General features: G+C 61.6%; 16 protein-coding genes and 1 tRNA gene. 1 reads left to right on the top strand and 16 read right to left on the bottom strand.

Going from position 1 to position 13,979, the window contains the following annotated elements; genetic code table 11:
* Window positions 1-5: 5 nt before the first annotated feature.
* The 16 genes from O3298_RS01215 to rpsO form a co-directional block, all read right to left on the bottom strand.
* Window positions 6-1,259 carry an NADH-quinone oxidoreductase subunit D gene (locus O3298_RS01215; protein WP_034749992.1) on the bottom strand — a complete coding sequence of 418 codons (1,254 nt, stop codon included), beginning with the start codon at window positions 1,257-1,259 and terminating at the stop codon, window positions 6-8.
* Window positions 1,259-1,852 carry an NADH-quinone oxidoreductase subunit C gene (locus tag O3298_RS01220; protein ID WP_289898458.1) on the bottom strand — a complete coding sequence of 198 codons (594 nt, stop codon included), beginning with the start codon at window positions 1,850-1,852 and terminating at the stop codon, window positions 1,259-1,261. The genes O3298_RS01215 and O3298_RS01220 overlap by 1 nt, the downstream gene beginning before the upstream one ends.
* Before the next feature lie 17 nt (window positions 1,853-1,869).
* On the bottom strand, window positions 1,870-2,346 hold the full coding sequence (locus O3298_RS01225; protein ID WP_010399733.1) for an NADH-quinone oxidoreductase subunit B family protein: 477 nt from the start codon (window positions 2,344-2,346) through the stop codon (window positions 1,870-1,872).
* Window positions 2,347-2,349: 3 nt separating this feature from the next.
* Window positions 2,350-2,709 (bottom strand): NADH-quinone oxidoreductase subunit A, encoded by a 360-nt coding sequence (locus tag O3298_RS01230; protein ID WP_010399734.1) that lies wholly within the window; start codon window positions 2,707-2,709, stop codon window positions 2,350-2,352.
* Window positions 2,710-2,886: 177 nt separating this feature from the next.
* A tRNA-Leu gene (locus tag O3298_RS01235) sits at window positions 2,887-2,971 on the bottom strand.
* Window positions 2,972-3,162: 191 nt separating this feature from the next.
* Window positions 3,163-3,567, bottom strand: a complete 405-nt coding sequence (gene secG / locus O3298_RS01240) for a preprotein translocase subunit SecG (RefSeq protein ID WP_034749996.1) — start codon at window positions 3,565-3,567, stop codon at window positions 3,163-3,165.
* Window positions 3,568-3,595: 28 nt separating this feature from the next.
* Window positions 3,596-4,345, bottom strand: coding sequence for a triose-phosphate isomerase (gene tpiA / locus O3298_RS01245; RefSeq protein ID WP_305058337.1), 750 nt, complete (start codon window positions 4,343-4,345; stop codon window positions 3,596-3,598).
* A 72-nt stretch (window positions 4,346-4,417) separates the two neighbouring features.
* On the bottom strand, window positions 4,418-5,398 hold the full coding sequence (locus O3298_RS01250) for an NAD(P)H-quinone oxidoreductase (RefSeq protein WP_305058338.1): 981 nt from the start codon (window positions 5,396-5,398) through the stop codon (window positions 4,418-4,420).
* Between the two features lie 71 nt (window positions 5,399-5,469).
* Window positions 5,470-6,078 carry a tetratricopeptide repeat protein gene (locus tag O3298_RS01255; protein ID WP_289898460.1) on the bottom strand — a complete coding sequence of 203 codons (609 nt, stop codon included), beginning with the start codon at window positions 6,076-6,078 and terminating at the stop codon, window positions 5,470-5,472.
* Window positions 6,079-6,142: 64 nt separating this feature from the next.
* On the bottom strand, window positions 6,143-6,904 hold the full coding sequence (locus tag O3298_RS01260) for a GIN domain-containing protein (RefSeq protein ID WP_305058339.1): 762 nt from the start codon (window positions 6,902-6,904) through the stop codon (window positions 6,143-6,145).
* A 109-nt stretch (window positions 6,905-7,013) separates the two neighbouring features.
* Window positions 7,014-7,223 (bottom strand): hypothetical protein, encoded by a 210-nt coding sequence (locus O3298_RS01265; RefSeq protein ID WP_077407080.1) that lies wholly within the window; start codon window positions 7,221-7,223, stop codon window positions 7,014-7,016.
* Window positions 7,224-7,374: 151 nt separating this feature from the next.
* Complete coding sequence (locus tag O3298_RS01270) at window positions 7,375-9,327, bottom strand: methyl-accepting chemotaxis protein (RefSeq protein ID WP_305058340.1); 1,953 nt, start codon at window positions 9,325-9,327, stop codon at window positions 7,375-7,377.
* Between the two features lie 121 nt (window positions 9,328-9,448).
* Entirely contained in the window at window positions 9,449-9,745 is a 297-nt protein-coding gene (locus O3298_RS01275) for a hypothetical protein (protein WP_289904221.1), read from the bottom strand.
* Window positions 9,746-9,754: 9 nt separating this feature from the next.
* Window positions 9,755-10,450, bottom strand: a complete 696-nt coding sequence (locus O3298_RS01280) for a hypothetical protein (RefSeq protein ID WP_289916426.1) — start codon at window positions 10,448-10,450, stop codon at window positions 9,755-9,757.
* A 226-nt stretch (window positions 10,451-10,676) separates the two neighbouring features.
* Window positions 10,677-12,794, bottom strand: a complete 2,118-nt coding sequence (gene pnp, locus O3298_RS01285) for a polyribonucleotide nucleotidyltransferase (RefSeq protein WP_010399742.1) — start codon at window positions 12,792-12,794, stop codon at window positions 10,677-10,679.
* Window positions 12,795-13,014: 220 nt separating this feature from the next.
* On the bottom strand, window positions 13,015-13,284 hold the full coding sequence (gene rpsO / locus O3298_RS01290) for a 30S ribosomal protein S15 (protein WP_010399743.1): 270 nt from the start codon (window positions 13,282-13,284) through the stop codon (window positions 13,015-13,017).
* A 185-nt stretch (window positions 13,285-13,469) separates the two neighbouring features.
* On the opposite strand from rpsO, the gene bamE reads away from it, so the two are divergent.
* On the top strand, window positions 13,470-13,967 hold the full coding sequence (gene bamE / locus O3298_RS01295; protein WP_092606134.1) for an outer membrane protein assembly factor BamE: 498 nt from the start codon (window positions 13,470-13,472) through the stop codon (window positions 13,965-13,967).
* Window positions 13,968-13,979: the final 12 nt, after the last annotated feature.

Genomic DNA, 13,979 nt, shown 5'->3' on the forward strand with positions numbered 1-13,979 from the left:
GCCTCTTAGCGGTCAATACTGCCGAACACGATATCTTGCGTCCCGATGATGGTCACGGCGTCGGCAAGCATGTGCCCACGCGCCATCTCGTCGAGCGACTGCAAGTGGGCGTAGTCTGGCGCGCGCAGTTTCATGCGGTACGGCTTGTTGGCGCCATCGGACACCAGGTACACGCCGAACTCGCCCTTCGGATGTTCCACGGCGCTGTAGGCCTCGCCTGGCGGCACGTGGAAACCTTCCGTGAACAGCTTGAAGTGGTGAATCAGCGATTCCATGTTGGTCTTCATGTCGACGCGGCCCGGAGGCGCCACCTTGCGGTTGCTGGTCATGACAGGACCTTCATTGTTGCGCAGCCACTCCACGCATTGCTTGATGATGCGGTTCGACTGGCGCAGCTCTTCCACGCGGACCAGGTAGCGGTCGTAGCAATCGCCGTTGGTGCCGATAGGAATGTCGAAGTCCATCAAGTCGTACACTTCGTACGGCTGTTTCTTGCGCAAATCCCACTGCACGCCCGAGCCGCGCAGCATGGCGCCCGTGAAGCCCATGGCCAGCGCATCTTCCGGCGAGACCACGCCGATGCCGACGGTACGCTGTTTCCAGATACGGTTGTCGGTCAGCAAGGTTTCGTACTCGTCCACGGAGTTCGGGAAGCGGCGCGCGAAGTCTTCGATGAAGTCCAGCAGGGAGCCCTGGCGGTTTTCGTTCAGCTTGCCGATGGCCTTGGCGTTGCGGATGATCGATGCCTTGTGCTGCGGCATCGCGTCCGGCAGGTCGCGGTACACGCCGCCCGGACGGTAGTAGGCCGCGTGCATGCGCGCGCCCGACACTGCCTCGTAGGCGTCGAACAAGTCTTCGCGGTCGCGGAAGCAATACAGGAACGGGCCCATGGCGCCGACGTCCAGCGCGTGGGTGCCGAGCCACATCAGGTGGTTCAGGATACGCGTCATCTCGTCGAACATGACGCGGATGTATTGCGCGCGCAGCGGCACTTCCAGGCCCAGCATCTTTTCGATGGCCATCACGTACGCATGTTCATTGCACATCATCGACACATAGTCGAGACGGTCCATGTACGGCACGGATTGCAGGTAGGTCTTCTGTTCGGCCAGCTTTTCGGTAGCGCGGTGCAGCAGGCCGATATGCGGGTCGGCGCGCTGGATGACTTCGCCATCCATCTCCAGCACCAGGCGCAGCACACCGTGCGCGGCCGGATGCTGCGGCCCAAAGTTCAGGGTGTAGTTCTTAATCTCAGCCATTATTTCATCCCGTAATGTTCTTCGCGGATCACGCGCGGCACGTTTTCCCGCGGCTCGATCGTCACGGGCTGGTAAATCACGCGCTTTTGTTCCGGATCGTAGCGCATCTCGACATAGCCGGAGACGGGGAAATCCTTGCGGAACGGATGGCCGATGAAACCGTAGTCGGTCAGCAGGCGGCGCAAGTCGTTGTGGCCTTCGAAGAGGATGCCCAGCAGGTCGAATGCTTCGCGCTCGTACCAGTTGACGGCGCGCCAGATGCCGACCACGGAGGGCAGCAGCGGCATGTCGTCGTCCGGCGCGAACACGCGCACGCGCACGCGCCAGTTGTGCTTGACCGACAGCAGGTGCGACACGGCCGCGAAACGCAGACCATCCCAGCTACCGTCGCCATAGGTCGAGTAGTCGACGCCGCACAGGTCGAGCAATTGCTCGAAATGCAGGGCCGGATCGTCGCGCAGGGTCAGCATCACGGCCAGGTAGTCCTCGGCCTTGACGACCAGGGTGACTTCGCCCAGCGCAACCGTCGTGCTAACGCGATCGCCCAGGGCAGTGCCGAGGGCGTTTTGCAATACTTCTAAATGTGTTGTCATAATCTGAAGCGGCCCCGTTAGCGTGCGATCGTGCTGGTACGCTTGATCTTGTTCTGCAACTGCATGATGCCGTACAGCAAGGCTTCAGCGGTCGGAGGACAGCCAGGCACATACACGTCGACGGGCACGATGCGGTCGCAACCGCGCACCACGGAATAGGAGTAATGGTAGTACCCGCCGCCATTGGCGCAGGAACCCATCGAGATGACCCAGCGTGGCTCTGCCATCTGGTCGTAGACCTTGCGCAGGGCCGGCGCCATCTTGTTGCACAGGGTGCCGGCAACGATCATGACGTCGGACTGACGCGGCGACGGACGAAACACGACGCCGAAACGGTCCATATCGTAGCGGGCTGCGCCCACATGCATCATTTCGACCGCACAGCAGGCCAGACCGAACGTCATCGGGAACATAGACCCGGTGCGCGCCCAGTTGATCAGCTTGTCGGCCGAGGTGGTGATGAAACCTTCGCTTAATACGCCTTCAATAGCCATGGCTTATTCCCAGTCAAGGGCACCTTTCTTCCAAATGTACCAAAATCCGACCACGAATTCAGCGATGAACACCATCATCGTGACGAAACCGGCCCAGCCCAGGTCGCGCATTGCAACGCCCCATGGGAAAAAGAATGCCGTTTCCAGATCGAACAAAATAAACAGGATTGCGACCAGATAGTAGCGCACATCAAATTTCATGCGCGCGTCTTCGAATGCTTCAAAGCCACATTCGTACGGGGAGAGTTTTGCTGCGTCGGGCTTGTTAGGGCCTAACAGGCGCCCCAGGAGCTGGGGAGCGATACCGACACCAAGGCCGATAATAATGAACAGCAGGACGGGGAAGTAATTTTCGAGGTTCACGATTGATGAGCTTATATTGAACGATCGGTTAAATGAGGACGCTGCGATCATTTGCAGCGTATCTAACGCACGACCCCAATCAAAGCTAAGACCAGGATCGAACGACACATCCTCGTAAAAAAAGCCAGCAACTTTGTACGAGCCATGGCTCGTGCGCCGTTGCTGGCTTCTGATTTCTGGTGCCGACGACGAGACTCGAACTCGTACAGCTTTCGCCACTACCCCCTCAAGATAGCGTGTCTACCAATTTCACCACGTCGGCGGTAAGGCCCGTATTCTACTCTGCTTTGCCGCTAAAGTTAATGCACAAATGCATCAAAACACAGATAAAAACGATAAATTTTTACATCTTCCAGCACGCCACGATTTTTTCCTGCCGCACTGCTAAAACATTGAGCAATAATCTGCCCGTAATGAGAATTACTCTCGATGAGGTATCGAGCTGATACAGAATTACTTCGGAATCGCGCCGGCCGGGGTGCTGGCAACCGGAGCCGCCGCTGCCGGAGCGCTGGCAGCCGGAGCTGCTGCTGGCACCGTCGTCGGGATCGCGCCCGCGCCGGTGACCGGCACTGGCTTGACGACTTTATCCATCACGCCGCCGCCGACCGTGGTGGCACGTTGATTCGCCATCAGCGACAGGGCCAGGGTGGCGCCGAAGAAGATCGCGGCGGCAACGCCCGTCGATTTCGACATGAAGTTCGACGAACCCGTCGCACCGAACAGGCTGCCCGAGGCGCCCGAACCGAAGGCGGCGCCCATGTCGGCACCCTTACCGTGCTGCAACAACACCAGCGCGATAATCGACAATGCCGAAATAACCTGTACTACCACTACCAGATTGAACATCATGTTCATTGCAATTCCATTCTTAGTTTAAAGTAATTCAATCAGCGGCGTGAATAATCGCCAGGAAATCCGCCGCCTTCAATGCTGCTCCACCGATCAGACCGCCATCGATATCCGGCATCGCCATCAATTCTTTTGCGTTCTCCGGCTTCATGCTGCCGCCGTACAGGATTTGCACGCCGGCTGCCGCTACCGCATTCTTTGCCACCAGCTGGGCGCGCAACACCTGATGCACGTCCTGCGCCATTTGCGGCGTGGCGGTCTTGCCCGTGCCGATGGCCCAGACTGGCTCGTAGGCCAGCACCAGTTTCGCCACGTCGTCGTCACCAATGGCCGCCAGCACGGCGCCCAGTTGCTGCGCCACTACGGCATTGGTCTGGCCCGCTTCGCGCTGCGCCAGGGTTTCGCCGATGCAGACGATAGGCGTGATGCCCGCCGCCAGCGCCGCAACCGTCTTGGCCGCCACCTGCGCATCGCTCTCGCCATGGTAGGCGCGGCGCTCGGAATGCCCGATCACCACATAGCCGCAACCGAAATCCTGCAGCATGGCGGCCGAGATTTCTCCCGTGTAGGCGCCGCTGGCGTGCGCGGACACATCCTGCGCGCCCCAGCCCAGGGCCGTGCCTGCCAATTGCGCCTGGCACTGCGCCAGATACGGCGCAGGCACACAGACGGCGCTGGCGGCGCCAGAGGCAGCCAGGCCAGCAACTATTTCAGACAATAACACCGCGTTCGAGGTGCGACTGCCGTTCATTTTCCAATTTCCGACGACGAGTTTGCGACGCATAGTAGCCTAAATTCTAATAACCCGTCATTCTAACTCCGGCACCGATGCCGGTCAAACAGGCAGTGCCCCGTTTCAGGCAACTTGCAACATGATCTTGCCCACGTGCGTGCTCGCCTCCATCAAGGCATGCGCCTCGTTGGCTTTTTCTAACGGGAAAGTTTGATAGATCACAGGCTTGATCTTGCCCGCTTCGATCAGCGGCCAGACGGTCGCGCGCAAATGGCTGGCGATGGCCGCCTTGAAGGCGACGGAACGGGGACGCAGGGTGGAACCCGTCACCGTCAGGCGGCGGCGCAGCAAGCTACCCAGGTCCAGTTCCGCCTTGGTGCCGCCCTGCACGGCGATCAGGCCGATGCGACCATCGTCGGCCAGGCAATCGATTTCGCGCGGCAGGTAGTCGCCGCCCACCATGTCGAGGATGACATCGACGCCTTTGCCACCGGTCAATTCCTTGACGACGGCGACGAAATCTTCCGTGCGGTAGTTGATACCCCGTTCGGCGCCCAGCGCCTCGCAGGCGCGCGCCTTCTCGTCGCTGCCCGCCGTGGCGAACACGCGATGCCCCAGGGCGGCCGCCAGCTGGATGGCCGTCACGCCGATGCCGGACGTGCCGCCCTGCACCAGTAACGTTTCGCCGTCAAGCAGCGCGCAGCGGTCGAAGACATTGCTCCAGACGGTAAAGAAGTTTTCCGGCAGGGACGCGCCTTCCAGCGCTGTCAAGCCTTGCGGCAAGGGCAGGCACTGGCCGCTTGGGGCGGCGCAGTATTCGGCATAGCCGCCGCCCTGCACCAGCGCGCAGACCAGGTCGCCCTTCTTGAACGCGGTATTGGTAAAATCGCCATCGACGACTTCGCCCGCCACTTCCAGGCCCGGCAAGTCGGACGCGCCGGCGGGCGGCGCATACTTGCCCAGGCGCTGCAGCACGTCGGGACGGTTGATGCCGGCCGCGTGCACCTTGATCAGCAGTTCGCCCGCCTTACATTGCGGCATGGGACGTTCCGCGATCTGCAAAACGTCGGCGGGACCTGGCTGGCTGATGGCAACTGCACGCATGGCGGGACTCTCTCAAGGGAAAACGGCGATTGTACGCCAAGCCGCCCTCCCCTGCAGACCACTGCCCCGTCTTAACCGGCGCCCGTTTTCGACTGGCGCGGCAAGGGCGTGCCCGGCTTCCATTTCGCCGACAGGGCTTGCCCCTCTTCGACTTGCTCATGCGTCATCTTGCGCACCACGGCGGCGCGCTGGTCGGCCGCATTCGCGTTGCCATTCGCCGCCGCCAGGTTCCACAGCATGTAGGCGATGACGTTGTCCTGCTGCACGCCACCCATGTGGTAGCGGTACATCAGGCCCAGCACCTGCTGCGCCTCGGCATGGTTCTGCTCGGCCGCCTTGCGGAACCAGCCCACGGCTTGCTTATGATCCTGCAGCACGGCGTTGCCCGTGTAATACATGGCGCCCACCACATACTGGGCGTCGGCCTTGCCCTGCTCGGCCGCCTTGCGGTGCCAGAACATGGCTTGCTTGTAATCCTGCGGCAAGCCCCGCCCCATGTAATACATCAAGCCCAGCAAGTGCTGGGCATCGGCGCTGCCGGTCTTGGCAAGGGGCAATATTTCCTTGTAGGCCAAGGCGTAATTCTTGTTGTTGTAGGCACTGGCGCCTTCGGCGAAGCCAGCCCGCGCGGGTAGCTGTATCGTCAACAGCATGAGTAATGTAATGATCAGTTTTTTCATCGGAATGGGATGTGGTCTGACTACTTATTCTTGTCCTGCCAATACGGCCTGCGGCAGGATGCTTTTACTTCCAGCTAACTTTGCCCAGGCCCTCGACGCTGACATCGCGGTTGACCGGCTTGCCGTACACCACCACCGAACCGAGCCCGCTCAAGTTCAGCTTGGCATTCGTATGGGCATTCACCGTGGCGTTGCCGAGGCCGCTCAATTCCAGGTTCACGGCGTCCGCTTCGAATTGCTGCGCATTCAGGCTGCCCAGGCCGCCCAGGCTGGCTTTCAAGAGTCGTCCGCGTCCGCCCAGCACGACCGAGCCCGCGCCCTGCAAGTCCAGCTCGGCCCGCTCATTGTTACCGATCCATATCTGCATGCTGCCCACGCCGCCCAGGCTGGCATTAAGCTTGCGGTAGTCGCCCACCAGCTTGATGCTGCCCGCCCCTTCCAGCGACAGGGTCAGTTCCTCGCCCTTGAAACCCGTGATGTCCGTGCTGCCGAAGCCTTCCGAGCTCAGCTCGTGCAAATTCGGCAAGACCAGGTCCGCGCGGATCGACGAAGGGCCGATCTTGAAGCCGCGCACTTCCGTTTCGATGTGCAGGGTGTCGCCGCTTTGCGCCGTGCTGACGTCGGCGATGTAGCGCTTGTCGGCCGTGATGCTCAGCGAAGGCACGTTGCCCTGGCGAATGCGCACTTCCATCACGCCATCGAGCTTGACGCGCACCACGCGGGCGTCGATGTTGCGCATTTCCAGCAAGCGGGTCTCGGCGGCCGCGCCGCGCACCAGGCCCAGAGTCGCCAGGAACAGCAGCGCCAATTGCAGTGTCTTTTTCATGTAGTGCATCCTCGGTATCTTGTTTTTATGTGTCGCGGCGCCCTCGTGGGACTCGCGCGCATCGCCGCTGGCTGCCACTGTAGCAGCAGCAAAAATTGCTGACAATCAATTATGCAAAACGGGCTTTTTCCAAGGCGGTCAGGCGCTTGGCCTTGACCACCACCACTTGCATGGCCGCCTTGTTCGCGGGCGCGGCCAGGGTGACCGTGGAACTGGCCACTTGCAGGGCCGGGGCGGCCGGGGCGATGGCGTAGCAGCTGGCGCCGAGCAGGATGGCGGCGGCAACGGCGATGACTTCCATGTTTTTAGCGACGTTCATTTGAATCTCCTCGGGTGTCTGGCAGTGGGCTTGCGGTATGGTGTCACTATAGCCATACCGCCCCCGGCAGACACGCCGATTGCGACGAACTGCGCTTTTGGCAGGCTGGCCTGACAAAAACGCGGATGAACGTCGATTTACTGCTGCGTGCTTAAAACTCTTCCCACTCGTCGGCGCCCGACTTGGCCGCCTTGACGGGCTTGGCCGGCGACAGTGCGCGGGCTGGCGCGCGCGGCGCGGCAGCACGAACGGCCGGCTTCGCCTTGAGGCGGGTCACGGGCGCGGGCGCGGCGGCAGGACCCGCATCGCCAAGGCGGAACATGCCGACGGCTTGCGCCAGGTCCACGGCCTGCTCCTGCAGGCTTTCCGCGGCAGCGGCGGCTTGCTCGACGAGGGCCGCGTTTTGCTGCGTCATGGTATCCATGTGCGTGACGGCCGTATTGATTTCGCCGATGCCGGCGCTCTGTTCGCGGCTGGCCACCGTGATCTCGCTCATGATGGTCGTCAATTGCTGCACCGACGCCACCACCTGGTCCATGGTCTGGCCCGCCTCATCGACGAGACGCCCGCCCGCATCGACTTTCTCCACCGAATCGCCGATCAATTCCTTGATTTCCTTCGCCGCGCCGGCAGACCGTTGCGCCAGGTTGCGCACTTCGGACGCCACCACGGCAAAGCCCCTGCCCTGCTCGCCCGCGCGCGCCGCCTCGACGGCCGCGTTCAGGGCCAGGATATTCGTCTGGAAGGCGATGCCGTCGATCACGCCGATGATGTCGACGATCTTGCGCGAGCTTTCCTGGATGCCGGCCATGGTGCCGACTACTTGCTGCACCACGCGGCCGCCCTTGGCCGCCACTTCCGAGGCGGACACGGCCAGCTCATTGGCCGCATGCGCGTTTTCCGCATTCTGCTTGACGGTCGACGTCAGCTCATCCATCGAACTGGCCGTTTCTTCCAGCGCGCCCGCCTGCGCTTCCGTGCGCGAGGACAGGTCGGCGTTGCCTGCGGCGATATCGGCCGACTCGCTGCGCACCAGGGTGCTGATGCTGCGGATCTGCACCAGCACGGTGGCGATCTTTTCGACGAACAAGTTGAACGCCTTGGCGATCTGCGCCAGCTCGTCCGTGCCTTCCGCGTCGAGGCGGCTGGTCAGGTCGCCGTCGCCCGTGGCGATCGCTTCCATCGCGTCGCGCACCAGGCCCAGGCGGCGCAAGGCGCGCGCCACCAGCGCGCTCAAGACCGTGGCGGCCAGGGCCAGCACCAGCAAGGCCGTCAGGGCCGAGGCGCGCAGCATGGAGCTCAAGGCTTGCGTCGCTTCTGCGCGGTCGAGCACGGTCGCCAGCAGCCAGTCGCTGCCCGGCACCTTACTCACATGCAAGATGCCATTGCGTTCGCCGAGGCGGATGGCGGCGCCGTCGCCGCTCTTTTCGATGTCGGCCAGCGCCTGCGCACTGAGGCCCGGGTCCAGCTCGGCCAGCGGCTTCAGGGTCAGCTTGCCGTCCGGGTGGGCGATGATCTTGCCGCCGCCATCGACGAGGAAGGCATAGCTGGACGCCGTCGGCTTGATCGAGGCGACGTTTTGCACCACCGCATCCATCATCACGTCGGCCGCCATCACGCCCGTCACGCTGCCCTTGCCGCCCAGCGGCTCGGCAAACGTCACCACCAGCTTGCCCGTGCTGGCCCCGATGTAGGGCGCCGTGATGATGGGGCCGCCCACTTCGGACGCCAGCTTGTACCAGGGCCGCGCCGTGGGATCGTAGTCGGCGGCGCGCTTGCGCTCCTGCGAAAAGACGGCGTGCTTGTCGGCAAAGCCGATATACGCCATGTCAAAGGTGCCGGCCTGCTCGGCCGCCTTCAGGGCCGGCAGCGGATCGGCCGCCGTGGCGCCCTGCTTGAGCGAGCCCACGACGGCTTGCTTGGAGCGCAGCCATTCGGCGATGGCCGCGGCATGGCTGTGCGACAACTGCAGCATCTGCGTGTCGAGCGCGGCCAGGGTGCTGGAGCGGGTAGTGAAAAAGTTGGCGATGGCGACGGCCAGCATGGCCAGCACGACGATGGAAACGGCGATGGCGATCAGCCGCGCCTTAAGGGAGGACAACATGGTGCATCCAATAAAAAAGAGAAAATCGGGAGGGATGCGCCATGGTCAGGGAATAAGATTTTGTCGTCAAGCAATACTGATAGTCAATTACCCATAAACAACAATTGATACCATATATTAATCAGATCTCGCCGCGCAGCTTGCGCAGGGCCGGCGATTCGCCGCCCGTCGCCTCGATGCGGAAACGGGCAAATGCCTGCTCCAGCTCGGGGTAACGGCGCAAGCCGCCTTCCGTAAAATAACGCCCGCCGGGGATATCGCCCCACGGCAGGGGCGCCGTCAAGGCGCCGCTGCCCGCCAGGGCCAGCAGCGGCTCCAGCGCGCTGCGCAGGTCGGCCACTTCCCCATCGGCGGGCGCCAGGCGCGCCAGCAACTGTTCCAGTTCGGCGGCATGGGCTTGCAGGCGCGGTTGATCCATCATCTCTCCTCAATTCTTGATCGTGCCGATCAGCACGGGGGCCGACCACAGGCTGCGGTTGGGCAGCAAATACTGCTGTGCCCCGCCACGGCGCCGCACCAGCCCGCCCAGCTCTTCCGTCGGCGCCACCTGGCTGACGAACACGCTGACGGTACCCTTGGGCATGACCTGATACACATCATACAGCGGCGCCTCGCTCTTCAAGGGCAAGCCGAAACAGTCGGCCAGGCTGGCGCACTGGCCCGAAGCCAACTGCAATTGCGCGCTGGTGGTGAAATACGGCGAGTACGGCGACACATTCTGGCCATGCGGCACGATCTTCACCAGCGCGGCCGACATGGCTTGCACATCGGGCAAGGTGCTGCCGGAGGCGAGCTGCTCGACCGCGCGCGCGTAAATCGTCTCGGCCGGGGCGGCAGGATCGGCGGCGCGCAGTTCGCGCAGGAATTGCTGGCCCGGCGCGCTGTCCAGGTAGGGATCGATGGCTTCGCGCTGCAAGCCCGCCGTCCTGAAGGTGCTGAGGTCATTGATTTCGCGCGCATGCACGGCGCGCAAGGCGTCGAGGTCTTGCGCCGGCATGGCCGCGGACGCGGCGGCGATAGGGATGGGCAACGGCACCGGCGTCGGTGCGCTGTCCAGCTGCGCCCGGACACCGGGCGCGACGGCAAGCAGAAAGGCGGCGGCCAGCCCGCAGTATGTGCGCATGCTGCATCTCCTTGGAAGACTCGTTCAGGGGAAGATCCCATGCCGAATCTACAGAGAGTAGCGGCGGCCGATACGCGCTGGATCAAGGCCGGTGCAGACAGGTGGGCAAGCCGGCACACGCCTTCGATACAGCGCAAACGCGGCGCATAAAAAAACCGCCAGGGCTTGCGCGCCGGCGGTTTTTGAGCATGCGGCCGAAGCCGCACTCAGGCGAACCTGAAGGACATTAAGCGGCTGGCGCTTCGTTGCCTTCGGCAGCTTTCATCGACAGTTTCAAACGGCCGCGGTCGTCCGTTTCCAGCACTTTGACGCGCACCAGCTGGCCTTCTTTCAGGTAATCGGCCACGGCGTTGACACGCTCGTTGGCGATCTGCGAGATGTGCAGCAAGCCGTCCTTGCCTGGCATGACTTGCACGATGGCGCCGAAGTCCAGCAGTTTCAGCACGGTGCCTTCGTAGGTCTTGCCCACTTCGACGGAAGCGGTCAGTTCCTCGATGCGGCGCTTGGCTTCCTGGCCGGCAGCAGCGTCGACGGACGCGATGGTGACCACGCCTTCGTCGCTGATGTCGATCTGGGTGCCCGTCTCTTCGGTCAGCGCGCGGATCACGGCGCCGCCCTTGCCGATCACGTCACGGATTTTTTCCGGGTTGATCTTGATGGTGATCAGACGCGGTGCGAAATCGGACAGTTCGGTTTTGACGTGCGGCATGGCTTTTTGCATTTCGCCCAGGATATGCTCGCGGCCTTCCTTGGCTTGCGCCAGTGCCACTTGCATGATTTCCTTGGTGATGCCCATGATCTTGATGTCCATCTGCAGCGCCGTGATACCGTTGCGGGTACCGGCTACCTTGAAGTCCATGTCGCCCAGGTGATCTTCGTCGCCCAGGATGTCGGACAGCACGGCAAACTTGCCGCCTTCCTTGATCAGGCCCATGGCGATACCGGCCACGTGTTCTTTCATCGGCACGCCGGCGTCCATCAGTGCCAGGCAGCCGCCGCACACGGAAGCCATCGACGAGGAACCGTTCGATTCCGTGATTTCCGATACCAGGCGCACCGAGTAGCTGAACTCTTCAGCTGCTGGCAGGGCGGCGATCAGCGCGCGCTTGGCCAGGCGGCCGTGGCCGATTTCGCGGCGTTTTGGCGTACCGACACGGCCCGTTTCGCCGGTGGCGAACGGAGGCATGTTGTAATGCAGCATGAACGAATCGGTGAACTCGCCCATCAGCGCATCGATCTTCTGGCTGTCGCGGGCGGTGCCCAGGGTAGCGACGACCAGCGCTTGCGTTTCGCCGCGCGTGAACAGGGCCGAACCGTGGGTGCGTGGCAACACGCTGGTGCGGATCGAAATCGGACGCACGGTGCGCGTGTCGCGGCCGTCGATGCGTGGCTCGCCGTCCAGGATTTGCGTACGCACGATTTTCGCTTCGATGTCGAACAGGATGTTGTTGACTTCAGCGCTGTCGATCGACGCGCCGCCGGCGGCAGCCGCTTCGGCCGACAGGTCGGCGATCACTTCCGACGTCGCCGCCTTCAGCTTGGCCGTACGCTCTTGCTTGTCCTTGGTTTGATACGCGTCATTGATCTTGGCGTTGGCGAAATGCGCGACGCGGGCGATCAGTGCTTCGTTTTTCGGCGCAGGCGCCCATTCCACTTCCGGCTTGCCGCCGTCACGCACCAGGTCGTGAATCGCGTCGATGACGACTTTCATCTGGTCGTGGCCGAAGACCACGGCGCCCAGCATGATTTCTTCGGACAGCTGTTTCGCTTCCGATTCGACCATCAGCACGGCCGTTTCGGTACCGGCGACAACCAGGTCCATTTCCGACGTTTTCAGCTGCTGGACGGTCGGGTTCAGGATGTACTGGCCATTGGCGTAACCGACGCGCGCTGCGCCGATAGGACCGTTGAAAGGCACGCCCGATACGCACAGGGCGGCCGAGGCGCCGATCATGGCGGCGATGTCCGGATCGATTTCAGGGTTGACCGACAACACGTGAATGATGACTTGCACTTCATTCAGGTAGCCTTCCGGGAACAGCGGACGGATAGGACGGTCGATCAAACGGGATGTCAGTGTTTCTTTTTCGGAAGGACGGCCTTCGCGCTTGAAAAAACCGCCCGGGATTTTACCGGCAGCATAGGTTTTTTCGACATAATCAACCGTCAAAGGGAAGAAATCCTGGCCTGGCTTGGCATCTTTGCGTGCCACTACCGTTGCCAGAACGACGGTATCTTCGATCGACACCAGCACTGCGCCGGATGCCTGACGTGCGATTTCGCCGGTTTCCAGGGTCACTTGGTGTTGACCGTACTGGAAGGTTTTCGTAACTTTGTTAAACATGGGGTATCCCTTTTCTAATTGCCGACAGATTTTCAGGGGCTGTCGTTCACCTCACCACAGGCGGCAGAAACATCGTTGCCACCTTTACTACTTTACTTTTAAAGCATGATATCGGGAGAGAATACTGTACTTCTCGATATAAATCCGGAATTCAAATGACAAAATGCCCGCGTCAGCGAACTGGCGCAGGCATTTCTGTATAAACCTTGTACGGCAAAAATTACTTGCGCAGACCAAGTTTAGCGATCAGGTCGCGATAACGGGTAGCGTCTTTAGCCTTCAGGTAGGACAACAGGCTCTTACGACGGTTGACCATCATGATCAGGCCGCGGCGGGAGTGGTGATCTTTCGAGTGAGCTTTGAAGTGGCCGTTCAGTTCGTTGATGCGAGCTGTCAGCAGTGCAACTTGCACTTCAGGGGAGCCGGTGTCGTTTTGACCACGTGCGTTGTCCGCGATGATAGCGGCTTTGTTGATGTTTTCTACTGTCATGATAAACCTTTCACATGCGGTGCACAGAGTCTGAACCCTATCCACCGTGAACTACGATTATTAAAATACTGGCCTATGCTTCCAACCAGACGCGCAAGTATATCGGAAAAATGCCCGCCTGTATCCTGCCGTGCGGCCTTTTCTCGGTGCATGATAGGATTTTCCTGCATTTCAGGAGGTCAAACATGAAAAAACTGCTCAAATCAGCAACACCGCTGCTGTTTGCCGCACTGGCCGGCTGCGCCAGCTGGAACGCTCCGCCGCCCCAGCCGGGCGAGCCGCGCGCCGCCGTGGAAGCGCGCCTGGGCCGGCCGACGAATATCTATCAATTGCCCACCGGGCCTGAACTGGAATACGCGACGGGCCCGTACGGCCAATACACGTACATGGCCCGCTTCGGCCCCGATGACAAGCTAATTTCCTACGAGCAAGTGCTCGACACGCCGGGCTTTGCCCGCATCAAGGTGGGCGTATCGACCCAGCAAGACGTGCTGCACACCCTGGGCCGCCCGACGGAAACATCGTACCTGTCGCTGCCGAAACTGCACGTCTGGTCCTACCGCTACAAGGAATCGGGCGTGTGGGATTCCATGATGCACGTGCACTTCGACCACGACGGCATCGTGCGCATGATGATGAACGGGCCCGATCCGGCCAAGGAAGAGCGGCGCTTTTTCTGGTAGAACATTACCAGC

Source organism: Janthinobacterium sp. SUN137 (assembly GCF_030587265.1).
Lineage (GTDB): Bacteria > Pseudomonadota > Gammaproteobacteria > Burkholderiales > Burkholderiaceae_D > Janthinobacterium > Janthinobacterium kumbetense.